This window comes from Nostoc sp. 'Peltigera membranacea cyanobiont' 210A (assembly GCF_002246015.1).
Classification (GTDB): Bacteria; Cyanobacteriota; Cyanobacteriia; order Cyanobacteriales; family Nostocaceae; genus Nostoc.
In genome coordinates, this window is sequence record NZ_NOLJ01000009.1 from 170224 (window position 1) to 193518 (window position 23295).

Annotated in this window: 19 protein-coding genes and 1 pseudogene; 9 read left to right on the forward strand and 11 right to left on the reverse strand. The window is 40.2% G+C overall.

The features are described from left to right. Positions 1-88: 88 nt before the first annotated feature. From CDG76_RS27075 to CDG76_RS27095, 5 genes are all read right to left on the reverse strand, one after another. Positions 89-862, reverse strand: coding sequence for a sucrose-phosphate phosphatase (locus CDG76_RS27075; protein WP_094351971.1), 774 nt, complete (start codon positions 860-862; stop codon positions 89-91). Between the two features lie 159 nt (positions 863-1021). Next, positions 1022-2464, reverse strand: a complete 1443-nt coding sequence (locus CDG76_RS27080) for a glycosyltransferase (RefSeq protein WP_094351972.1) — start codon at positions 2462-2464, stop codon at positions 1022-1024. Between the two features lie 904 nt (positions 2465-3368). Next, complete coding sequence (locus CDG76_RS27085; protein ID WP_094351973.1) at positions 3369-4094, reverse strand: response regulator transcription factor; 726 nt, start codon at positions 4092-4094, stop codon at positions 3369-3371. A 191-nt stretch (positions 4095-4285) separates the two neighbouring features. Continuing rightward, positions 4286-4666 carry a sulfite exporter TauE/SafE family protein gene (locus CDG76_RS27090; RefSeq protein WP_094351974.1) on the reverse strand — a complete coding sequence of 127 codons (381 nt, stop codon included), beginning with the start codon at positions 4664-4666 and terminating at the stop codon, positions 4286-4288. 276 nt (positions 4667-4942) lie between these two features. Continuing rightward, entirely contained in the window at positions 4943-6265 is a 1323-nt protein-coding gene (locus CDG76_RS27095) for a D-alanyl-D-alanine carboxypeptidase (protein WP_094351975.1), read from the reverse strand. 575 nt (positions 6266-6840) lie between these two features. Between CDG76_RS27095 and CDG76_RS27100 the strand changes: the two genes are divergently transcribed. From CDG76_RS27100 to CDG76_RS27115, 4 genes are all read left to right on the forward strand, one after another. Next, entirely contained in the window at positions 6841-7677 is an 837-nt protein-coding gene (locus CDG76_RS27100; protein ID WP_094351976.1) for a sulfite exporter TauE/SafE family protein, read from the forward strand. Between the two features lies 1 nt (position 7678). Further along, positions 7679-8059, forward strand: a complete 381-nt coding sequence (locus tag CDG76_RS27105; RefSeq protein ID WP_094351977.1) for a DUF1634 domain-containing protein — start codon at positions 7679-7681, stop codon at positions 8057-8059. A 343-nt stretch (positions 8060-8402) separates the two neighbouring features. Beyond that, positions 8403-8840, forward strand: coding sequence for an RrF2 family transcriptional regulator (locus tag CDG76_RS27110; protein ID WP_094351978.1), 438 nt, complete (start codon positions 8403-8405; stop codon positions 8838-8840). Between the two features lie 19 nt (positions 8841-8859). Then, complete coding sequence (locus CDG76_RS27115) at positions 8860-9126, forward strand: hypothetical protein (RefSeq protein WP_094351979.1); 267 nt, start codon at positions 8860-8862, stop codon at positions 9124-9126. Positions 9127-9529: 403 nt separating this feature from the next. Here the strand turns inward: CDG76_RS27115 and CDG76_RS27125 are convergent, their stop codons facing one another. Continuing rightward, on the reverse strand, positions 9530-11455 hold the full coding sequence (locus CDG76_RS27125; RefSeq protein ID WP_094351980.1) for a transglycosylase domain-containing protein: 1926 nt from the start codon (positions 11453-11455) through the stop codon (positions 9530-9532). A gap of 301 nt (positions 11456-11756) precedes the next feature. Here CDG76_RS27125 and CDG76_RS27130 point away from each other — a divergent pair, with 301 nt between their 5' ends. The 3 genes from CDG76_RS27130 to CDG76_RS27140 all read left to right on the forward strand — a co-directional run bounded on the left by CDG76_RS27130 (position 11757) and on the right by CDG76_RS27140 (position 15091). Continuing rightward, positions 11757-13157 carry a sensor histidine kinase gene (locus tag CDG76_RS27130; RefSeq protein WP_094351981.1) on the forward strand — a complete coding sequence of 467 codons (1401 nt, stop codon included), beginning with the start codon at positions 11757-11759 and terminating at the stop codon, positions 13155-13157. A 132-nt stretch (positions 13158-13289) separates the two neighbouring features. Beyond that, positions 13290-13667: a response regulator transcription factor gene (locus CDG76_RS27135; RefSeq protein WP_094351982.1), complete on the forward strand. Its 378-nt coding sequence runs from the start codon at positions 13290-13292 to the stop codon at positions 13665-13667. After that, positions 13664-15091, forward strand: a complete 1428-nt coding sequence (locus CDG76_RS27140) for a sensor histidine kinase (RefSeq protein WP_094351983.1) — start codon at positions 13664-13666, stop codon at positions 15089-15091. Before CDG76_RS27135 ends, CDG76_RS27140 begins: the two co-directional genes overlap by 4 nt. A 229-nt stretch (positions 15092-15320) precedes the next feature. On the opposite strand, the gene CDG76_RS27145 is transcribed toward CDG76_RS27140, so the two are convergent. Together CDG76_RS27145 and CDG76_RS39450 are read right to left on the reverse strand one after the other, a co-directional pair. Further along, on the reverse strand, positions 15321-17912 hold the full coding sequence (locus CDG76_RS27145) for a chloride channel protein (protein WP_094351984.1): 2592 nt from the start codon (positions 17910-17912) through the stop codon (positions 15321-15323). Between the two features lie 179 nt (positions 17913-18091). Beyond that, positions 18092-18169 (reverse strand): annotated as a pseudogene (locus CDG76_RS39450) (DUF6653 family protein); the annotation flags it as partial. Positions 18170-18609: 440 nt separating this feature from the next. On the opposite strand from CDG76_RS39450, the gene CDG76_RS39215 reads away from it, so the two are divergent. Then, positions 18610-18735: a hypothetical protein gene (locus CDG76_RS39215; protein WP_262984367.1), complete on the forward strand. Its 126-nt coding sequence runs from the start codon at positions 18610-18612 to the stop codon at positions 18733-18735. Between the two features lie 129 nt (positions 18736-18864). Here CDG76_RS39215 and CDG76_RS27155 read toward each other — a convergent pair whose 3' ends face one another. From CDG76_RS27155 to CDG76_RS27165, 3 genes are all read right to left on the reverse strand, one after another. Further along, positions 18865-20103 carry a DNA cytosine methyltransferase gene (locus tag CDG76_RS27155; RefSeq protein ID WP_094351985.1) on the reverse strand — a complete coding sequence of 413 codons (1239 nt, stop codon included), beginning with the start codon at positions 20101-20103 and terminating at the stop codon, positions 18865-18867. A gap of 48 nt (positions 20104-20151) precedes the next feature. Beyond that, complete coding sequence (locus tag CDG76_RS27160) at positions 20152-21381, reverse strand: hypothetical protein (protein ID WP_094351986.1); 1230 nt, start codon at positions 21379-21381, stop codon at positions 20152-20154. A 73-nt stretch (positions 21382-21454) separates the two neighbouring features. Next, positions 21455-22042, reverse strand: coding sequence for a hypothetical protein (locus CDG76_RS27165; protein WP_094352099.1), 588 nt, complete (start codon positions 22040-22042; stop codon positions 21455-21457). Between the two features lie 233 nt (positions 22043-22275). Here CDG76_RS27165 and CDG76_RS27170 point away from each other — a divergent pair, with 233 nt between their 5' ends. Further along, the gene (locus CDG76_RS27170; protein WP_223265410.1) at positions 22276-23286 is read left to right on the forward strand and encodes a hypothetical protein; all 1011 of its coding nucleotides are present in this window, start codon (positions 22276-22278) and stop codon (positions 23284-23286) included. Positions 23287-23295: the final 9 nt, after the last annotated feature.

Sequence of the window (23295 nt, forward strand, 5' to 3'; positions counted from 1 at the left end):
TCCCACACCTCCCACACCTCCCACACTCCCCACCCTATGAGTGAGAAATTCGGGGATAGAGTTCATTAGAAATGGGTTGCGATATCATCTATGGTGGGGCGTAGCCCATCGCCTTCCAACTATTAGGAAATGGCAAAATATTAAAATAAATCAATCCTTCAAGAATACCCGCAGCACCAGGGTAGTGAGCTAAAAAGTGCCAAGGGTAATGCGTCTTGTAATACCACCATAGAAGTTCTGTTTGGGCATTACCAACGATAATCCCAGCTGATGGCTGTTGAAATAAACTGATGTCATTTCCAGAACCTCCACAGATAACGGTTGCATCTAATTGCGCTTGCAGCAATTCTTGCAGATATGCAGTTGCTTCACCTTTGTTACTGTTCTTGGGTATGATATCAACGTCCCGCCCATTGCTGAAAATCACCTCAGCCTGCAATCCAGTAAAAGTTAACAAATCCTGCAAATCATGGATAACCTCAAGCGGCGCATCCATATCTAGGCAAAAGCTTAATTTATAGGGGGTTTGTTCGCTGTCGGGTTGAGGTATCAGTGCCGGAAAGTAACTAGCAATTGTCCAAACTGCATCCCAATCCCAATCTCTTGAAATTTGATTTGCCCAATCTTTTTCTAAAAGCACACCCTGTTGATAAATTTCAGTACCTAAACTGGTGATTAAATAATCGGGTTTCAAAAGCTGTGCTTTTGTTATCACTCGACGACTAGAAGCATAAGAGCGACCAGTAACATAGACTAAGTAAATCTGATTGCGTATAGCTTCTAGCCTTTGGTTTAAAGCGGCAATAGCTCGATTGTTACCAACCAAGGTATTATCTAATTCAATCACCAAAAGCAGTTTCATATTTGTTTGCTTTCACTAAAATAGTACAGTATTGATAAACCTCTTTCCCTTTGCTCTTGTTCGGCTCCTTTCGATTCTGCTCGGCACAAGTTACGGTAAGCCTGCTCCCAGGAACAACTACGCTCTTAAGGATCGCTCTTTAACCGGACACGATATCATTTAACTGGTTGCCCACTGCACAATGTCATTAGAAAAAGAGTCAATTAATTTTTCTAGAGCTTTAATTTCGTTGGATTTCAAAACTTTTGACTTCAATAAATTTTGGATTTGTCTTTCTAAATCTGGAGTTAACTTTTTAGTTTGAATAATTTCTTGAACAAATGTATCAAGTGTTAAAGATTGATAGAGTTCTTGGACTTGGGTAGCAACTCCCTGAGTGCTAAAACGAGACTGAACCCAATTTTGTGCAGCATTGCCATAGCTTTCTTTGAGAGTCGGGTTTTGTAATAAACTGTGAATGGCGATCGCCAATGCTTTAGAATCACGAGGAGGAACTAAAAATCCGGTTTCACCATGCACCACCGTATGCTGCAATCCTCCTACATTACTCGCAATTACGGGTGTTCCGGCTGCCATAGCTTCAATCGCCACTAAACCAAAAGGTTCATAGTAACTCGGTACAACGCAGATATCCCCTGCGGCATAGTAAGCAGGTAACAGCGCTTGAGAAATTCGTCCAGTGAAAACTGTAACGGCTTCCAATCCCAGGTCATTCACCAAAGTTTCAATGCGTTGTTGTTCTTTGAAGTCTGCTCCATCTTCACGGCTACCACCAACTAAATAGAGTTGAAATCCTGAAGGCAAGTTGGCGCAAGCTCTTACTAGGGTTTCAACTCCCTTGCGGGGGTCAAAACGTCCTACATACAAGATTATCTGAGAATCTGCATCAATTCCCAACTGTTGGCGAGCAACTTCTTTATTCACAGAACCAAAGTGTTCAGTATTAATCCCGCAGGGGATAACTTTAATACGTCCATACTGCGAAATTAACTGACGTAAATCTTCCGCTTCTTGAGGGCTAGTAGATATTACATAATCTGCTTGTTCTAAAATAGCGTTCTCCACACAATGACGAATTGCAGCAATCTGCGGCGGATTCTCCACATTACGGTATTTAACTGCCCCTATAGAGTGATAGGTATGAACTTGGGGTAGTCCCAATCGAGATTTAAGTTCTAATCCTACCCAAGCAGAAAGCCAATAGTTAGTGTGAATCAAGGCATAGCTGCGTCCTGTTCGTTGTTGAAAATTCAGCCAAGCTTCTACAAATTCTGGTAAATATTCAAATAAATCGTTTCTAGTAATGAATTTTGCTGGACCAGCATTTAAACGAATAGTGCGACATCCTGGTGCTAATTCCACAATTTCTTCTTGATTGGGATACTCGCGTCGGGTAAACATATCAACCTGACAGCCGCGTTTTGCTAATGCTAATCCCAATTCTCGCACGTAGACATTTTGACCATCTGCCCCTTCTTTACCAATTTCATCTGTTGGGTCGCCATGAACTGAAATTAGGGCATAAATGGGTTGAGAATTTGGCCTTTCTGAAGCAGAATTTTCTAGAGATTTAACTAAATTTAAAGAAGCAAGAGTATTCATAATCAAAATTCACTGTTGTATGTGGTACAAAAATTCACAGCTAGGTAACTTGGAGAAAAAATTATTTATTAAGTTACCTATCATCGAAAGAAACGTGTAAAAACCTTCTAGGAAACATAAACGAATGGCTTCTACTTAATTTGTTATTATTTGAAGAGCATTCTGGAAGAGAATCAATTAATAATCGTATTGCTTTATGAATTGATATTTGATGATATCCTGCATAAGCTCTAAGCTTGCGATACTCTTCATTAGTAATAACAATATTGGAAATATTTATTGAAAAACGGGGCATAAAAATTTCCTTAAAACTGAAATAAACTTACCAAAATGCTTTCGTTCCAAGATGTTACATTTTAGAAGTTGAAATATCGGTGAGAAATCGGTGAGAAATCGGTTATTAATAAAAAAATGTTATTTAAATTAATTTCTATCTCATTTGAAAATATCAAATATCTAATAGTTAAATTTTAACTAAACGCGGCGATTACGTCGCGTTACCTATAGCAAATAGAACTTCATAAAACTGAAAATTCAATATAAGTTTGACACTATGGTGGCACTCAATACTTCTCGGTTAAGGGGGAAAGAGAAAGAAAAAACCTTTAACCCTTTACCCCAAACCCAATTTCTAGTTAAAAATACTTCATCGAGAAGTATTGTGGTGAAACTTATTCTCAGCCATCCAAATATTTCAAAATAGAAATATCTAAAAATAGGGTAATTATGTATTTTTTAGTTTAGTTAAATAAAAATTAAAATTCTCCAAATCAATAATTAAAGAGATTTGGAGAATAATAGTGTTCTAGTGTAAAAGAAGAGGTTAATTTCAGTAATGTAATTGAAGTATAACAATCAGTTGTGGAGATAAGGGGCAAATATAAGGTAGAAATCGGTTAGTTTTCTAAAGCTGCTTTAAGCGATAGCCTAGTCCATGAACTGTCTCAATAAAATCATCGGCAGCACCTACGTCTTTAAGTTTATACCGTAAACTTTTAATGTGAGACTTAACAGTTTCTTCGCTCGGAGGGTCATCAAGTGACCAAATGCGCTCAATAATTCCGGCTCGACTTAGCACCCGCCGACCGCTAGAAACCATTAGTTCTAAAAGAGCAAATTCTTTAGGTGTTAGATGTAAAGGCTGGTCAGCATAAGTGACTTCATAAGTGCTGGAATTTAAACGCAAACTACCCCAACCAAAATCTGAAGAAGATGTTGCGGCACTATTGCGGCGCAATAGGGCGCGAACACGAGCCATTAACTCTGGCATTTCAAAAGGTTTGACCATATAATCATCTGCCCCAGCATCCAAACCAGTAATTTTGTCACCAAGGGTATCGCGTGCTGTTAACATGAGTACAGGTATTGTGTTATTGCGCGATGAGCTGCGCCCTGATGTAGGCGATGGGCTATGCCCCACCATAGGCGATCGCAACCGTTGACAAAAACTTACACCATCTAACTTGGGCAAAGTAATATCTAGTACCACCAAATCATATTCCAACACTTTGATGCAATCCCATGCTTCCTCTCCATCTTGGGCTATATCTACCACATATTGACGGTCAGTTAGGGCTTCCATCAGCATCTCTGCTAGCTGAACATCATCTTCGACTACCAAAATACGCATTGTGATAATATTTCTATATTAAAAAATAGATAATACTATATTTTTTTAGAAAAATAACTTTCCAATCAGGTTTCTTATAATAAAGTGAGTTAGACAGGGGAACAACTTTTATAAGTAAGAATCCCTAAATCTGACGATGACAAGGAGTAAATAAGATGTATTTTGTGATGTTCTTGAACAAAATTACTGAGTTATAAAGTGGAATCGCCTACATTTGTAAACAGTACTCTGATAGCACTAACAAGCAGTAAAACTCCAAATATTCTCGCCAATATCACATTAGATAATCCTGTTCCTATTTTAGCACCCAGCCATCCACCTAATACAAAACCCAAGCAGAGCAATCCTGCTATTTTAAAGTCTACATATCCTTGCTTGTAGTAAGTCCAAGCAGCCAAAATATCAATCGGAGGAACAAGCAAAGCTAATGTTGTACCCTGAGCTTGGTGTTGAGATAAGCCAAACAGAAAAATTAAGGCAGGCAGAATAATTATGCCGCCGCCAATTCCAGTTATTCCGCTTACTATTCCTGCAATTAGTCCCAAAATTAGACAAAGTAAAATGTTATCCATAGCTTTGAAAATCCTTGATTTGCTACAAAAGATTAAAATATTTACTTTCTCTAGGCTAGAAAAAATATTTGATAAAAATTTGTCATTGTTATGAATAAGCTATGACATTTTTATAAGAATTCGATATAAATGCATCTACCATATTAAAAATTAATAATCAATTATTTTTACCCTGTACTTAGTACTAAAAGCGTTTACATTCTTGATTATTTATTGTTAGATTATACCTTGAAAGCTTAGTTCAGACTCATACTCCAGCTTTAGTTTTTGAAAAGGCTAGTTTCTAAATAAAATTTCATTCCGACTGTCTACACCGATTTGAGGTAAAGAGTTCATCGCTAAGTGGGGAGTTAGGATACTAGGAACTACTTGAGGTAGTTGCAACTGTTTGATCAAATTTTGCAACAGTTTATCTTGCTCAGAACGGAAACCTGCTGGGTTTGTGCCACGGTTCAGAATTGCAAACCAGACCAAACCGCGATCGCGTGTAGGCATCACACCAGCTAAACTACTGACATCATGCAATGTCCCAGTTTTAATTACAGTCGCAACAGGAATATGTCTGCGGTGAATTGTCCCCCGATGATCCAACCCGGAAGTGAGAAATAAGTCAGCCAAATTCATCTGATGAGCGACTGCTTCCCGCTCTAGCGCCATGAACATTGCACAAATTGCTCTAGGGGAAATGCGATTTTCTGGGCCTAGTCCAGAACCATTGATTAATTGAATTTCTGACTGTGGTACTCCAGCAATATTAGCGGCTGTTGATTGGACTACACTAAACCCTCCCACTGACTCTGCTAGCATCTCTGCCATATCATTGTTACTGAAAACGTTCATCTCCTTGATAAGTTGTTGTAAAGGCAAAGACCGGTGACGCACTAACAAATTTTGTTGGGGAGTCGATTGTAAATCTACTTTAACAGTACCCGCAATTATGACTTGTGGTTTTGGTGTTCCCTTGGGCATAGTTGAGTAGTGGAAAATAACAGAGCGATTCCATTTAGCATAATTTAGTGCTTGTTTAAGCATTTGACCTGCCAAGAATGGATAACGCTGGAAATTCATGGCGAAGTTACCACTAATTACTAAATTACCCTTCACCTGTTTAATGCCCATTTGGTTGAGAGTATTACCAAGAGCGATCGCTTCTTCCCACACAAACATCGGATCGCCACCGCCAGTAATTATTAAATCGCCCTGCAAAACCCCATTTACTACCGGGCCAGTAGCGCTTACCAAAGTCTCAAATTGGTGGTCTGGCCCCCAGGTTTTGAAAGCAACTAATGAGGTAGCAATTTTGGTTAAAGAGGCAGCTGGCAGAGGTGTTGTACCTTGGTGATTAGCCATAAGCATTGGCCCCGACTGTATCCAAATCCCTTGGTTTTCTTTCAAATTCTGTGCTATCAGTTTTGATGTTATTAACTTCTGAAGATATTCTTGCACTGTAGTGTTTCCAGATGGATTCGGATCTGAGGCAAGAACCAAGCTAGGACTAATTTGCCAAGCTAGTGCATCTAAAGCATCTAAATAATTGATTTGGATTCCAGCTTTTTGTAGCCACAGCGTTACTAAGCCTGAACCTAATAACTCAAGCATAATTTATTCCTCTCTAATATGGGATTACGTGATTTGCTATGCTAAATTCTTCCGTCTTATAATTCGACTAGTCAATTCTTATGAATCAGCCTCATCAATTCAATAAGATGCCAACAGTCAGAAACTTTTACTTAGATTTACTTCACCAGCTTTACTGCAAACTGTACTTAAGACTATAAAAAAGAGCATATTTGATCGAATGTAGAGAATATCTGTTAAGAAAACATCCACAAGATAACAGTCATCTGTGACATAGTTATGACCAAGTTATGACCAAGTTATGGCATAAATGTGACGTTCACAAAACTACTATATTTGGCTGGCTTTACAGTAGTTTAGCTGGTTAAATATCTGTTTAATCAATTTGATCAAAATTTAGCGGAATAGACTATAGACAATTTGTAATTTTGACAGTTTTTCAATGCTTATATATACAATATAATTAAAAAGTTTTATTGAATTAATAAGAAAAAATATTTGTTTTTATAAATGAAAAAATATAAAGTAAAACCAACTAACCAGTGTGAAACTAATTGGTGTATTAACCCATAAAACCAAATAGTGGAGAATAAACCTTGAATACTCTGGATTTTTCGCTATTAGTATGGTTTGGCTCCTTGAGCGCTGGATTTTTAGGAGCCTTGACAGGCTTGGGTGGTGGCGTAGTAATTGTTCCTTTCCTATCTGTAGTTTGTAGAGTGGATCTCCACTATGCTATTGGTGCTTCCTTAGTATCTGTAATTGCTACATCTAGTGGAGCAGCTTCTGCTTATGTAAAGGAAGGTTACACTAATATGCGGCTAGGCATGTTCCTAGAAATAGCAACAACCTTTGGCGCTGTAGCTGGAGCGGTTGTGGCAGCGAAGATTTCTACTGGAGCGATCGCTATTGTGTTTGGGATTGTTTTACTTTATAGTGCGTACCTATCTCGTAAACCCTACTCCGAAAACATCGATAATTTACCGCCAGATCCCCTGGCAACACGCTTGAAGCTAAATAGTACTTATCCAACTTCTACGGGAGAACAATCTTACAACGTGCGCGGTGTTCCCTTTGGATTTGGGCTAATGTTTATAGCTGGTGTACTTTCCGGCTTGCTAGGTATTGGTTCGGGAGCGCTCAAAGTGCTGGCAATGGATCAAATAATGCATATTCCATTCAAAGTTTCCACAACTACCAGCAATTTCATGATTGGAGTAACAGCAGCAGCTAGTGCAGGAATATATCTAAACCGAGGTTATATCGACCCCGGATTAGCAATGCCAGTGATGTTGGGAGTACTGTGTGGTGCTGTATTGGGGGCGCGAGTACTTGTCAGAGCCAGGGTACAACTTTTGCGAAATATTTTCAGTGGTGTGATTTTGGTACTGGCGCTGGAAATGATCTACAAAGGTCTAACTGGGAGGCTTTAAAATGGTTCTAAACAGACGTACTAAGTTTGAGCAGCGTTTTGAGCAATTTATTGGCAATCTGTTAAGAGTCGGGGTCATCCTTGCTAGCGTTCTGGTTCTAACGGGTGGAATTTTGTACTTAATTCGCCACGGGACTGAGGTTCCTAATTACCAGTTTTTTCGGGGAGAACCAGCAGAGTTTCGCACTCCAGCTGGGGTAAAAACATCAATATTATCAGGTCGTAACCGAGGCATTATTCAACTAGGATTACTGCTACTGATTGCTACTCCAGTTATGAGAGTGGTTTTTTCTCTGTTAGCCTTTGTTCGACTCAAAGATTATACCTATGTAATTGTGACTCTAATTGTACTGGCTGGGCTGATTTACAGTCTCATTGGATAAAATTCTTAGATAGGTCTAAGTTGGCTTAGTATTACTTATGTTACTCTTGTACAAAGAATACATACTCCTGTCTCTCTTATGACAAGCTGTTGGAGCCAAGGGAGCAGAAGGCGAAGGGTACAAGGAAAAAATAATAGTTAGTACAATACTTTCTTTAATAGCCTCAAGAGTTTATTAGAACAGTGTTAGAAGTTGAAAACTCTCATATATACCTTGAAATTACTATTTTGTCAATCATTCTTGTTTATCTTTTTGAAAAAAAATCAAAATAGCTCGTATTACTTTATTACTTTAGAGTTTAGATAGAATTACAAGTTTAAAAGCTTGTATAGTATCTAGCCTGATGAGACTACCAAATAAATTTGAATACTCACTTCTAGCGATGTTGGCATTGGTAGATTCCTACCAGAATGGCGATCCAATGCAAATTAAACAAATAGCAGAGCTAAAAGGTATACAAAATCGCTACTTAGAACAACTACTGGCAACATTAAGATGTCAAGGTTTAATTAATAGCATACGTGGCGCTAAGGGCGGCTACATCTTAGCACGTGACCCCCGAAAAATCACAGTTTTAGATGTTTTGACTGCCATAGAGGGAGTAGAGATTGATGCACCTGCCAACAATACAACTATTGAAACTATGGAATCGGGCATAGTGGAGGAGGTTTGGCAAGAAGCCTGTCAAGCAGCTAACTTCGTTTTCCAAAAGCATTCACTCCAAGACCTTTGGGAAAGACGGTCTAAACGTCAACAAAGGGAACTTATGTACTATATATAAAAAGGTAAATATTGTAACAATGTTTAACAATAATCTTTTTTCCGAACCTTTTGGTGAAACAACTGACGTGGAAATTTGGCTTAGTCGGGCTGGGCTAAAATTTGAAGACTTAGGTAATGATGTCACTAGTATAGCCATTCGTAAGCAATGGCGGGAATATCAAGCGGCAGTGCAAAGATGCTGTGCAACCTTCCATCAACCACCAGAACGTGTTCAACTGAGTGGCATTTATCAAAAGTTGAGAATACCTAGTAGTGAAGCAATGAGGTATAAAGTTCTTAATTAATTGGTGATCTAGCGATGCGGCACTTAAGCAGCAAGACAGTAGTAGCTTCTGGGTGAGGAGGGTAACTTCCTTGCTTACACTCAGATGTTGTTTGCGTCCATGTATTTTTTTGATGCTATTATAACCTACATCGATGGAAATCATCGTTGCTGCTTCCACTGGTTGACTATCAACTGCCGCTTCTGATGGACTAGAGCGTGTCATCAATTTAAGCAGATAACAGAAGCAGCTAAATAAATTGCACCATTTGGCTTATCCTAAGAATCCCTGATTCCAGTTTATCTAATTGATGACACGCCCTAGATATAATATGTGGCGCTCTAAATTATACTTTTTGGAGCCTGAAAGACTTGCGTGAGGTTTTCATCTGGAAAAATTAAATCCGTCTCAGCTTAGAACATTTTCAATTTGATTTCGGACGAGGAAAATTAGAAGGTGGCTGAAACTTTTCTACTGGTACATCCTTAAGTGCCTTCTGCATAAAATCACGCCAAATAGGAGCAACCATACCTCCGCCTGTCGCGTGGTTAGATAATTGTCGGTTGTTGTCCCTTCCTACCCAGATGGCAGTCGTTAACTGCGGTACAGTACCAATAAACCAAATGTCCTTCTCTGAGGAGGTTGTACCCGTCTTTCCCGCAACTGGACGACCTATATCTGCACCTCTACCAGTTCCTTCTTTAACTACCGTTTGCATCACGTCTAAAGTTGCTGCTGATGCCCAAGGGTTAAGCACTAACTGAGGTTTAGGAGTATTATCTATTAACACATTACCACTACCGTCAGTAACACGGGCAATAATCGTTGCAGGCGAGCGCCAGCCGTAATTAGCAATAGTTGCATAAGCACTAGCCATTTCTAACGGTGTCACACCGATCGCACCTAGTGGCAAAGAACTCACAGGTAACATTGGACTCATAATTCCCAAAGTACGGCAAGTTTCAATAACTTTATTCATACCCACAGCTTTGCCAATCTTAATTGCAGGAATATTACGAGACAGAGCCAGAGCAGTGCGAACTGGTATTGCTCCCATAAAACTATTATCGTAGTTTCGGGGATAATACCAACCGTTACCATCACGGTAACTAACCGGAGTATCTAGAATTGTTGTATTGGGTGTAAATTTACCACTAGCAAAAGCAGTATAGTAAACAAACGGCTTAAAAGAAGATCCTGGCTGACGGTGGGCTTGAGTTGCTCGATTAAATTCGCTAGTTTTTGCATCTATACCACCTACTAGTGCTTTAACAAAATGTGTGCGCGGATCAATTGCCACCAAAGCCATTTGATTATTATTCAATCCTTGACCTTCAAGGATTTTATGCCACTTCTTGATAGTTTTTTCTGCCATCATTTGGAAGCTAGTATCAACTGTGGTTTGTACATGCATTCCACCTTTAAGCAATGTTTCACGCCCAAACTTCTTAATTAATTCCTGCGCTACAGTATTGGTAACGTAAGGCAAAGCGCTACCTTGAAATGACTTGATTTCACCAAGTTTAATGTTTTGTTTGAGGGCATCATTATACTCTTGCTGGCTAATCCAATTCAGTTCTAACATTCGCCCCAATACTTCTTTTTGTTTTTGTTTTGCCAACTTCATGCTGACAAACGGGCTAAATTCTTCTGGAGCTTGAATCAAACCGGCCATCATTGCTGATTCGCCCAAAGTCAAATTTTGCGCTGATTTTTTAAAGTAAGTGCGTGCTGCTGTCTGAACACCATAGTTATTATGACCCCAGTAAACTTGATTGAGGTACATTTCTAATATTTCATCTTTACTAAGAACTTGCTCTAAGCGAATTGCTAATACTGCTTCTGCTATTTTTCGGGTAAAAGCACGTTTTTGAGATAAGAAAATATTTTTTACCAACTGCATGGTGATTGTAGAACCACCCTCTCGGACTTCCCCAGATGCAAAATTGACTAATGCAGCACGTCCAATACCACCGGGATTAATACCATGATGCTCGTAGAAACGGCTATCTTCGCTAGCTAATACCGCTCGTTTCAAATTGGGGGAAATTTGATTTAAAGGCACTACTTGGCGGTTAGCTTCCCCATGTATACGTGTTAAAAGCTTACCTTTAATATCATATATATAAGTTGTTTCTGAGGGTACAAAGCTTCGTAGTTGCCTAACATCTGGCAGATCGCGGAAACTAATGGCTAAACCAACTAACCCTCCAGCTAATATAGAACTTGATAGCATCGTAATTGATAGGAGGGTACCACCAGTTACTTGACCGACCTTTTTCAAAAACTCAGAATTAGGTAAAGTTTGAACTTGTGATTGTTTCTCTGCAAAAGTTTTAAAGGATGACACGGCAATTTGATTTCCTCAATTATTAAATTTTGGTTTTACCTATATAAATATAAAGAAAATAAAATTTCTCCAAATAAACATTTAAATTTATTTGAAGAAAAGTTAGTGTGATGCATAATTGCATAAGGAGTTATTTTAAATAGCATTTTAACAAATAGCTGTGGAGATAAAGGGCAAAAATCGGGTAAAAATCGGTTAGTAGGAAAAATAATTTTGAACTAAGCTTTTATTGGAAAAATCTTTACTTTGATGTAAGGTCTTGGATAAGATATGGACTCTGAACCATTAATTGATTTTTTCTATGAAATGGTCGCTCGAAAGGAAATGGATAACCTCTGGCTTTGGCTTGAGCTTATTATTAATGGGTGCAGCTAGTATGATTTCTTACCAGAACGCTACTCAGTTAATTACAAGTAGCAATCAAGTGAAGGACACACATGAGGTAATGAAAAATGTTATTGACATCTTCGCTACACTAACCGATGCAGAAGCCGGACGCAGGGGTTATATTCTTTATAGAGAGCAATCAGAACTCAAACGTTACTATCAGGCAATGCAAAGCCTGGATGCCAAAGTCAAAAAGTTGCAGCAACAACTTGCTGATGACTCTTATCAACAGCAGCAAATAACGAAGCTGAAATTCCTAATTGCTCAAAGAGTTCAATTATCTAAACAGTCGATTAACCTCAAAGAAGTAGGTAAATCAAGCTTTGCTATTCAAGCACCTCTACTTACTCAAAGTAACCAAAACCGTAATCAAATCCGCGAAACGCTTACCCAAATGCAAGCTAGGGAGGAACAGTTACTGCAAATCTCAGTCAGACATTCCCAAGAGAATATCCGTAACCGGATGTTGATTGAATTCCTCGGTACTTTCTTGAGTTTTGCCATTTTATTAGGAGTTTATGCCTTACTTTATCAACAATTAGTGAAGCGCCAAGAAGCAGAAGCTATTCAACAAACTTTAGCTCAAGAAAAAGAACTTAGTGAATTAAAGTTACGCTTTTTTTCAATGGTATCCCATGAATTTCGTACACCATTGAGTATTATATTGGGATCGGCTCAACTATTGGCTCAAAGTAATCAGCAGTGGACGGAAGAGAAGAAACTTAAAAATCTGTATCGCATTCAATCTTCAGCTAGGTCAATGAACCAGTTACTAACCGATATTTTAACTTTGACTAGGGCAGAAGCTGGGAAATTAGAATTTCATCCAGAACTGATAGATTTGGAAGCATTTTGCATTAATTTGATCGAAGACCTCCAATTTTCTAATCAACAACATCATACTATTAAATTTATTAGTCAAGGTAACTGTACTCATGCCAAATTAGACGAAAATATACTTTATTCTGTTCTGAGTAACTTACTCTCAAATGCAATTAAATATTCACCTCCAGAGGGAAGTATTTTCTTAATTCTTAGTTGTGAATCATCCGCAATATTTTTCCAAGTTAAAGATAATGGGATAGGAATTCCTGGCGAATTTAAAGAGCATTTATTTGAGCCTTTTCATTGTGCTAATAATGTAGGCAAGATTGTTGGCAGTGGACTAGGACTTGCTGTGGTGAAAAAGTGTTTAGAAATACATCATGGAGAAATTTATGTAGATAGCGAAGTAGGAGGTGGAACAAGTTTTACGATAAAATTTTCCCAACAAGGAACAGTAATAATCAAGAGTAAATTAAGCAGTCATGATTAAACTTAAACCTTCTTGGTGATAAGGTTTTCATCCTTACTATTTAACAAATTAATTTCGAGAGGAAGATGTTACAAATATATCTGTTAATACAAAATATTATTATAAATAACTCCCGATAATTGAGAATAAACAATGCCACATGTATTACTTGTAGATGATGAAGCGGCTCTTTGCGACAGTCTCACCTATACACTACAAAAAGAAGGTTACACGGTGACTACAGCCGCCGATGGACATAGTGCAATCAAACAGTTTCACAAGCAAGTACCAGATATAATTTTGCTTGATTTGATGTTACCAGTAGTTGACGGTATGGAAGTTTGCTGGCGGATTCGGGCATTTTCCAATGTACCTATTGTGATGCTCACAGCTAAAGATGAGGATATTGATAAAATTTGGGGGTTAGAAGCAGGTGCAGATGATTATATTACTAAGCCGTTTAACACCCGCGAACTACTAGCACGTATCAAAGCAGTATTGCGTCGTCGTTCTGGGGAGCAGCCTTCATGAGAGGCTGGATACCTGGGATTAAATTAAATACAATTTATGCTAAGTTGTTAGGCACATACCTGATGCTAACAGCTTTTGGAACGTCGTTGATGGCAGGTTATATCCTGTGGTCGTTCCATGATTACTTCATGCGATCGCGGCAAGTAGATTTGGATAACTGGACGAGTGCATTAAGCGAAAGTGTTGCAGATGCACTAGAAGAAAAAGATATTAAACAGGTAAATTTACTGGTGCAACGGTATGGCGCACCACAAACTGTAACACTACGTGTTTTTAGTCAACAAGGCAGTTTATTAGCCACTTCTGACCCAAAGTTAGACAGCCAAGTTAAGGATTGGTTTCAGGTTCCGGGAATACGGGAAGCTCTACAAAATCATGTAAAACAAGGAATCGCCAAAGGCGTTTTATCAAACGACGATCGCCTCTACATTACCAGACCTATTGAGCGTAAAGGTCAATTGTTGGGCGTAATCCGAATGTCTATGACTTTGGAGCAGCTTCAGCGACAGTTTGCTAGGGTAATTTGGAGTATTTTGGGAACGCTAGCAATAACAATTCTACTATGTGCATTAATTAGCAGTCGGTTTGCTCGTAGTCTCTCAAAGCCAATTGAGATTATGCAGAACTTTGCTATTCGCTTGGGTGGCGGTCATTTTGGTGATAAGCTGACGATCCATGAGAACAATGAGTTAGATCAATTGGCAGCAGAACTCAACCGGATGAGTGAGCGGTTAGCTTCCTTAGACAAAGAGCGACGGGTGTTTTTAGCCAATGTCTCCCATGAACTGCGTACCCCTATAAGTAACATTCAGGTGACAGTAGACGCACTCAAAGCTGGAGCATCTGAAGAACCAGAATTACGCGATCGCTTTTTTCAAACTATCGAAAGCGAAATCAAGCGTTTATCACGATTGATTCATGACTTGCTGGATTTAGGACGTTTGGAAGCAGGAGTTACTGAACTAGAAAAGCAAGCTATTTCGCTGGATGGATTGATTAACCGTGCTGTTAATGCATTAGAACCGCGAATGCGAACTCTGAGAATTTCTACACAGGTGAACGTGGGAAATCTAATAATTCAGGGCGATCCAGAGCGACTATTACAAGCGATCCTTAATTTGTTGGATAATGCGATTAAGCACTCACCAGCCAATTCTCAAGTATCTATTTCTGGATACAGCCAAGGCAAACAAGCTATTATTCAAATTCAAGACCAGGGAAAAGGCATAAAAGACGGTGATTTACCCAGAATATTTGAGCAATTTTATACAACAGACCCCGCACGCAAAGGTAGTGGCAATGGTCTGGGGTTAGCAATTTCTAAGCGGATTATTGAAGCTCATCAAGGCAGTATTATCGCCAGCAGCACACCAAATCAAGGGGCAACTTTTATTATATACTTGCCGATAATTCGTAATTCGTAATGACGCTCCTGCGTCGCTAACGCTGTGCTAACGTAATTCGTAATTCGTCATTTGTAATACTCTACGGGTAGGGTTGCGCCTATATAATTAACGCCGTGTGGGACTTTATCTCAGACCTAACCCCCAACCCCTTCCCTACTAGCGTTGGCGAGCAAGAATCAAAGCCTCTCGACCTTTCGGGGAGAGGAATGGAAGTGGGGTTTCAAGAATAAGTCGCACATCGCGTTAATTAAGTTTTGACCATGATAACCGTACAATTACTCTTGCGAGAAATATTCTCGGCAATATTTCCTTGAATCGCTTGTTGTAGTAGACTTTCACGGCTAGCTCCCAGGACAATCACATCACTATTGTCAAGTTTTGCACAATTAAGGACAGCATCAGAAACAGAACTGGCACGAACTGGAGTAGCCATCACTTTACCGCTAACTCGGCGTTGCAGAAAGCGAACAGATTTATCTAATAATGTTGTGTCAGGAATGGAGTTAGTCGGCTGGAAAACCTGACATAGCTTGATTTGTGGTGATGTACTTAAAGAAGCAAGAGCTGGTAATAACTTAATTGCTTGGCTGGAGTTAGGGCCGCCTGCCATTGGCAACAACCAACGGTCAAAGGATCTTTTATCATCTAATTTAGCCAAGATAACATCACAACCTGCCTGTCGAATTATGGTATCCACTACTCGGCTAAAAACTCTACCAGGAGTTGATGTAGTGCCTTTCCATCCCATCAGCACCAAGTCAATGTGTCGTTCTTTGACAGTCTCCAAAATTGCCCCAGCAACATTATGGGCAACTCTGATCTGGGTGTGAACGGGAATCCGCGAATTCTCTCCTAAAAGTATTGCCCGTTGCAAAAGTTGAAGGCTTTTGCTGATTTGTACTGGTGTTTCCGATGGGATGCGGCTAGACGGAACGATAATCACTTGTAGGCATTCTATTTCGTAATTGCGATCTTTAGCGATCGCAACTGCCATTTCCAATAAAGTCTCGGCTGTCTGTGGATGTGAAAGTGGTACTAGTAACCGTCCTTTGCCTGTAGCCGGAGCGCGAGTTTGGTAAACCACATAAGAAGGTGCTGATTTACGTTCTATTTGTTCGCTATTACCACTGAGTTGCTCTGCTTCTACACGGATAATATCACTACGAGTAATAATTCCTATGAGCTTGCGATTTTCTGTAACAGGTAAGCAGCTGAGATGATAACGATTGAGTATATGCAGTACATGAGCCAGCGTAGCTGTGGGAGTTACTGTCACCGGCTCTGGTGTCATAATCTCGCTAATAGTGGTATCTTTGCCTAATTGTTCTGAAGCAATATTAACTAAATCTTTCTGAGTCACAATACCAACAACTTTACCATTCTCTAAAACCGGGAAGTTGCGATGGTGAGAGTTGGAAAATGCCTGTACTGCTTCATCAGTACTCATTTGGCTAGAGAGAGTTTCCACACGCCGTTGCATCACATCTACGGCACTCAGTTGTGCTAGAAGTCCTTCTGTGCTAGGCTCCTTGGTGATGTGAATCCCTTTCCACTCTAGTAGAAGGTCGTAGAGCGATCGATGGTCAATTTTTTCTGCCACTAAATAGGCAACCACAGACGCAATCATTAGCGGTAGCACCAGATTGAAATCTGTTGTCATCTCAAATACAATGACGACCGCTGTAATTGGTACTTTGGAGACGGCACTAAAAAAGGCAGCCATGCCGACATGAGCATAGACTGTTGCAGCACTCATTCCCAGTAAACTGTGTTCGACAGCACCCACTAAGTAACCAAGGGCAGCTCCCAAAGCCAAAGTGGGAACTAGTAAACCCCCTGGTGCTCCAGAGCCGTAAGTAAAAATAATTAGGATAAACTGAACTAAAAGAGCGATCGCTGCAAATGACCAATTAGCACTACCCGCAAGCAAAATTTCTCTTAACCCAGCATGATCCCGAAAGGCAGCAGGTAATAAAGCGATCGCCAAACCACTCACTAACCCAGCAATTCCAATTCGCCAGGGTAAACTCAACCTTACCAGGCGGCGGTTAATTGCTAGACTCTCAAGAATACCTTTATTAAATAGAATGCCTAGAAGTCCCGCCAACACTCCTAAAATCAAGTAGAAAGGGATTTCCTGAGCGAAGAAAGTTGTATCGGGAAGACCTAAATTTAGATGATTCAGATCCAGGTTGTGACTACCATAGAGTCGAGAGATGACTGAAGCAATGAAAGAAGCCAAAATCGCAGTACCAAGAGTGATACCTGACACATCTTGGAGTAATTCTTCCACTACAAAAAGCACACCTGCGATCGGTGCATTAAAAGCCGCAGCTAAACCAGCCCCGGCTCCGGCGGCGATCAGTTGGCGACGATGCTCTGGTGAAGTCGGTGCCCAATTACTCAGTTGATTTGCCAAAGCTGCCCCAATTTGGACAGTTGGCCCTTCCCGTCCCAAAGGCATTCCCGAACCCAACACTAATGTAGCGCTGATCAACTTCACCAAAGCAATTCGCAGATTTAACGGCATTGGTACGCGAGCCAATACCGCTTTGACTTCCGACATCCCACTACCTGATGCTTCCGGTGCAAAGCGCTCTACTAGCCAACCAGCTAAGATTCCTCCTATCAGTCCAATGCCTGGTAGCACCAAGTAGGCAGGCCAATGGTAAGAAATACGCACTCGCAATGCGCCTGCCCAATCCACTGCCTGTCCTAGCAGAACTGCCGCTAACCCAGAAACTAGACCAATTAGGCAAGCTTCCACGAAAGCCAAGCGCCTGGGTTGAACCAACTGACGGGAGAGCCTCAACCAGAGAATTTTACCCCTGGCTAACATATTTTTAGCAATCACTTGTCATCAATGAAGGTATATAAATGTCTGAAATGTCTTACCGTTCACCCTATTCATAGAGTTTCATAAGAAAATGAAATTAGAATGAAATTTTTCTATGCCTAAAGATAGGTATGTACAGTAGCAATACGTGACTGTAGTGTTTTATACTTAAAACTCCTGCTTTAATACAGCCAACTCTGATAATCTGTATTTGTCTCTTTCATATCTTCATAAAGCCAAACCATGCGATCCAGATACCATAGTTTGCCAAAAGCTGTTGATTGTTAAAAACGCAACTTCAGTAGACTGAAAATTTTTGTGATCGCCTACGTGGGCGCTCCGCACCATCGCTTTTAACTACTGTGCCTAAATCTGGCTCATCTGCAACAATAAGTCGCATAGTAGCGGAATTTTTTGTAAAAAGTAACTTCAGTTATATAATTACAAAAAGACCTTGCAACAACTTTTTATCTTTGAACCGTGAGCCACTGTAGCCTAAGAAAAATTCACTACTCTGACCTGATTAAAGAATAATTTACTTTTTCCTTGCGCCTCACAATTTTTCAGCTAAAACGTCATAATCTGAATTTGATAAAGAAGCTATTAATTTCTTAAAAAATTTGACTGCCATCTCTAAAGTGCAAAGCTGAGTACTCAAAATCACAACAATAGCAGTATTTATAGTTAATGAAGTTGAGCAATGGTGTTTTGGGGAGATGACACTGGACAACCAATGCCTTACAGGGGTTGGAATGCGGTTGTAGCTAGCGAACAAAATGGTACAGAAACTAGGCTGACTGCAACATTTCATAGGCTACTTGAGTAGTTGCGAGATTATACAGCACTTACGGCAGCTATGAGGTACATCCCCAAATCTGAAAGCTTTGATAGGAGAGGGCAAGGAGAAAAACTGTATTGCATAATAGCCGGAAGCGCTGTATGTCTGTAGATACTGTTACACTTCTACTTCCAGATGTGGAGGCGATCGCTCTTTGCTGATTTTGCTTAACCCGCTTAAAGACAGCATTTCATTGACAAAAACGAATATATTCTTAAAATTGCAACAAATTGGTAAAAATAGGCAGTTTTGCCAATTTGGGCACTTAATTTGATAAGTGGTATTGCATTCTAGATGTTCTCTAACCTGCATTCCCACAGCATATGCAAGCAATGGGGGCACCGAATTTCCGATTTCTCTTTGGGCGTGGAGTATTGCCTCACTAAAATTAAACCAATCAGGATAACTGTGTAAGCGAGCAGCTTCTCTAACTGAGATAACTCGTGGCTGTTCTGGATGAAGGGGACGTAATGCGGTGCGGTTGCCACTCCCCGCTCTTAACGTCACACAGAATCCATCCCATTGCAGCTTTTTTGATTTGGATTTAGCTTCCCTCGCGCCTGGAGGAGTGTTGATGAATTGCTGAATTACTTCTGGTGTATGTGTTGTCGCTGCGAATCCCGTCTCAATGTTAGTTACTATACCAAGATTTGGGAATATTTTCTCAAGATACTTGGTATATTCTCCCTTCACCCAATCTGGATGCCATTCTTGAGTGTTTTGCTTGGGGAGTAGGGGGACTGGCAACAAGTCTGCGATCGCATCTCTAACTGTATGTTGAGGTTGATGCTTTGGCGGTATAATTTCTCCAAACTTAGATGCAACAAAAAACACCCTTTTTCTAGCTTGCGGAACTCCGTAATCTGAAGCGTTCAGGTTCCACTTTGAGAGAAAATAATGTTCTTCTAGCACTGCTTGGAGGTTCGCAGTAATGCAGCCAAACTTTTGATTTTCAATCCCTGGCACATTCTCCATGATTGCCGCAAGAGGATTGAGTTCCAACACCAGCCGAACAAACTCCCCTAGTAACGAGTTTCTCTCATCTTCAACATTTTGCAGTCCGGCAACACTAAATCCTTGGCATGGTGGCCCACCAAAAACGGCATGAATCTCCCCGTCCCAATCTACATACTTCGCCTGAATACAGGCGCGTATTTCTTCCCCTGTCACCTCCCGAATGTCTTTGCACAAAACTGTGGCGTGCGGGAAATTATGTTGGTATGTTGCTAGGGCGATGGGATTGTTATCAATGGCGATCGCAATTTCAAATCCTGCTGCTTTAAATCCCAAATCAAATCCACCCACCCCGGAGAATAGGCTAACAGCTATTTTTTTGTTTGCTGCTGTTGAGTTCATTGAGATTCTAATTAATGTTTATTTCTTGCACTTGGCTTTTAACACATATCAATTACAATCGGAGTTATGCCTGACTTTCAAATCTGCCAACCATCTGTCTAACCGACTATTACTAACTGTTTCTTCTATTAGTGGGTAATCTGTAGTGAAGACTTTATATACTCCTCCTGACTCCATCTCATAAAAATTGACAATCAACCCTTCACGTTTGGCATTACTAAGCTTTTTGATTGCCTCTGGAAGCATCTGCCATACAGATTTCCTTTCCGAATCCGAGAGGAGGTTCCAAGCTTCTTCTTTAGCTTGTTGATATTGCCATAGTCCCCGGCGCACTGAGGAATAATCTGAAGCTTTCCGCAATATGTCTGCGAGGACTTCTGCATCAGTTGCTGGGACTTCATTTGTACCGAACATTCCAGCCAATGTACTTTCTACTGCCTCAATCTCATCTTCTTCAAAGTCAATGTTTGACTCTTCAGGTTCTTCCAGGTATTCTTCGCAATCATATTCTTCTGTATCCCTTTGCCACAAGGTTTCAAGTTCTCGCTGCATCACCTCAAGGTTTGTTGGGTTGACGACACTTTCATCGTTGACAGGAATCAATTCTTCTATGGTGTCAGTGAGTTGTTCACAAAAGATTAGTTCTCCAAAAGAGCCGATTTCATTCTTGGCTATCTCAGCTTGATGCTTTTCATATAAATCAGCGATCGCCTTTCTGACAATTCGCTGCGGTGACAATCCCAATTCCTCTATTAACTTCTCGGTAAACACCCCTGTTTGGTGGTCATCCTCCATAATTTTGCCGAAGGTGTAATATCTATTTCCATCTGGTGTTGCTCGCCAGTTGCCATCTTTTTTTTCTTGATTCATGGCTTTGAGAAACAATCTTCTTTTCTCAATCAGTTCTAACACTAATCCACAAGTCAATCCACCAATAGGAATATCTTTCAATTCATCAATTAAGATTTTGTAGTTCACAGAACATAACCGAAGTAGTAGCGATATTGGTAAAACTGCTAAGTGTTCCGGGCAACTGATAAATGCTTGAAAATTCTCGGCAATTCGGAGCGATCGCCTTTCCTCAGCACTGCCCTTATCCCAGCCGTACTCTTCTAACAGTGCGCGATACTCTTTTTTGGTGTAAGTCTGCTTGTACTCGTAGAGTAGGAAAGCCGTATGGAGGTACTCTAGGGTACTTTGCTCTATGTGGGTGGTAGGATTGGAGTCTACCTGATGCTGCTCGATGTATAAATTATTTGCAAAAGTTGTTGTAGTCATGATGTTGTATACGCGCTAATATGCGCGGTCTTATCTTTAAGACCAAGTTTGCTAATTCGACTAGTTGAATAAGTCACGCTGCTTTCTGCAAGTTTTTTGATGATGATTTGGAGATAGCAGCCAACGCATAGCCCAAGGTGTGCTTGTGAATTTTGGGCATTTTGTGAAACGACATATCCTGACCCCAATCTTGGACTGACTTGGTGCCAATATGTAATACTTGCGTGAGAGTTTTGACACAAGTTGCGCGAAAATTGGCGTGAGAGACAGTTTGTAGTACTTGTTGTTCAGTTAACTCATGAAGGAGTATTTTTTCTAGAAACGTTTGAGCATTTACTTCCGGTGCGTTGTATTCTCCTCTTAAGATGCTCTTTAGCTGCTTTGGCACGATTTCGGCGGTATGAATGTAAGCAAGTGAAACTTTGGAGTAGTTGGGTATCCCATCAAAATTGAGATCACTTCCCCACTTGCGAACTGTTGGTCTTTGTACACCTAAGACTGCACATAGTATAGTGATACATTTTTTGCGGTATTGTGAGTCGGTTTCTTCTTCGAGCAGTTCTCTGGGACTAAGTTCGGCGATATCAAAACAGTGGCGTAGAAATTGTCTGGGTTCTAAGCCTTCTTTGGGTAAGTTTTTGAAGATTTCGCAGTATTTCATATTGGACTCGTGCAGAAATTTTGATTGAAACAGGTGTTTTTCTGCCATCTCAACTTTTTTGTGCTTTTGATTGAAGAATACCAAATCAACTAATTGTGTATGTGTTTTATTTACATTTTGTAACTATTTAGCAGTGTAAAAATATTTTTACACTGCTAAATAGTTACGTTTATTAACGATTTAGCATACAAAGGCTTCAAATATGCTTTGTGGTTCCGATAGACTGAAGTAACATGAGTAAACAACAGCCCGAACAAAACCCGAAGCTACCTCCGAAGCGTGGTCGTCCTGTAGATGCAGAGAAAGACCGCGTGACAGTCCATATTAGTGTTGATATGCGAGGTCAAATTGAGAAGCTAATACCTGATATGGGTAAAAGCTTGTCAATGGTAGTTAGGAACTTGGTGAATTTAGGTTTAGAGCTTGTTGGTTTATCTCAAAAGGGACTTACTGCTCCTCGGTCAGGTAATTTAGAGGAGTGGCTTGCAAGTTATACGTCTTTGGGAACTGAGCTGCTTATTGCTTGTGAAACTCTAAATTTGTCAGCTCCAAAATCAGGACAAATAGCTATTTGGCTTTTAGACAAAATGGCTTTTGGGTCAAATGACCCTCAAATTATTAATGATGAAGAAGATACTGGTACAAAGCTTTTAGAAAGAATTCGTTTAGGAAAGAAACTGCAAACTTTTAGCTTTGAACAAGGGATAGAATTACCTCAAAATGAGGAATTTGCTACTTGGTTGGGGCAGTTATATGTTAATGCTGCTATTGGACAAGAACTTTCAGCTGCTTGTCAGACGCTGGATTTGCAGTTACCAGAGACAGGAAAACTACAGGAGTGGTTGCAGGATTTGGTGGTGCGTTCGCCCTTGGCGGCTCCTCAAGGAGCATCGCACAGCGTCTCCGCAGTAGAATCACAATTATCAAACGAGTTATTAGAAGAATGCGATCGACTGGGGATAGAGCCGCCAAAACCTGGTGAGGTTGTAGCGTGGCTACAAAATACCCGCCCTGCGGTATTTGAGCAGTCAATGCACGAACATAGGTTACCTTTTACGGATGATGGTTTGCCTTTAGGGGGGTCGCAACCTTTTTTGGAGCATTTACTTACACTAAATGCACCGCCAACTGAAGATGAGGAGTATGACATTGCTCATAGGTTTGGTGTAGACCCAGCCCATCTTAAGGATTTGATATCCCGCATGAGGTTTAACAAGAACGGACAGACAAATAATTGTCATTAATTTGCTGAG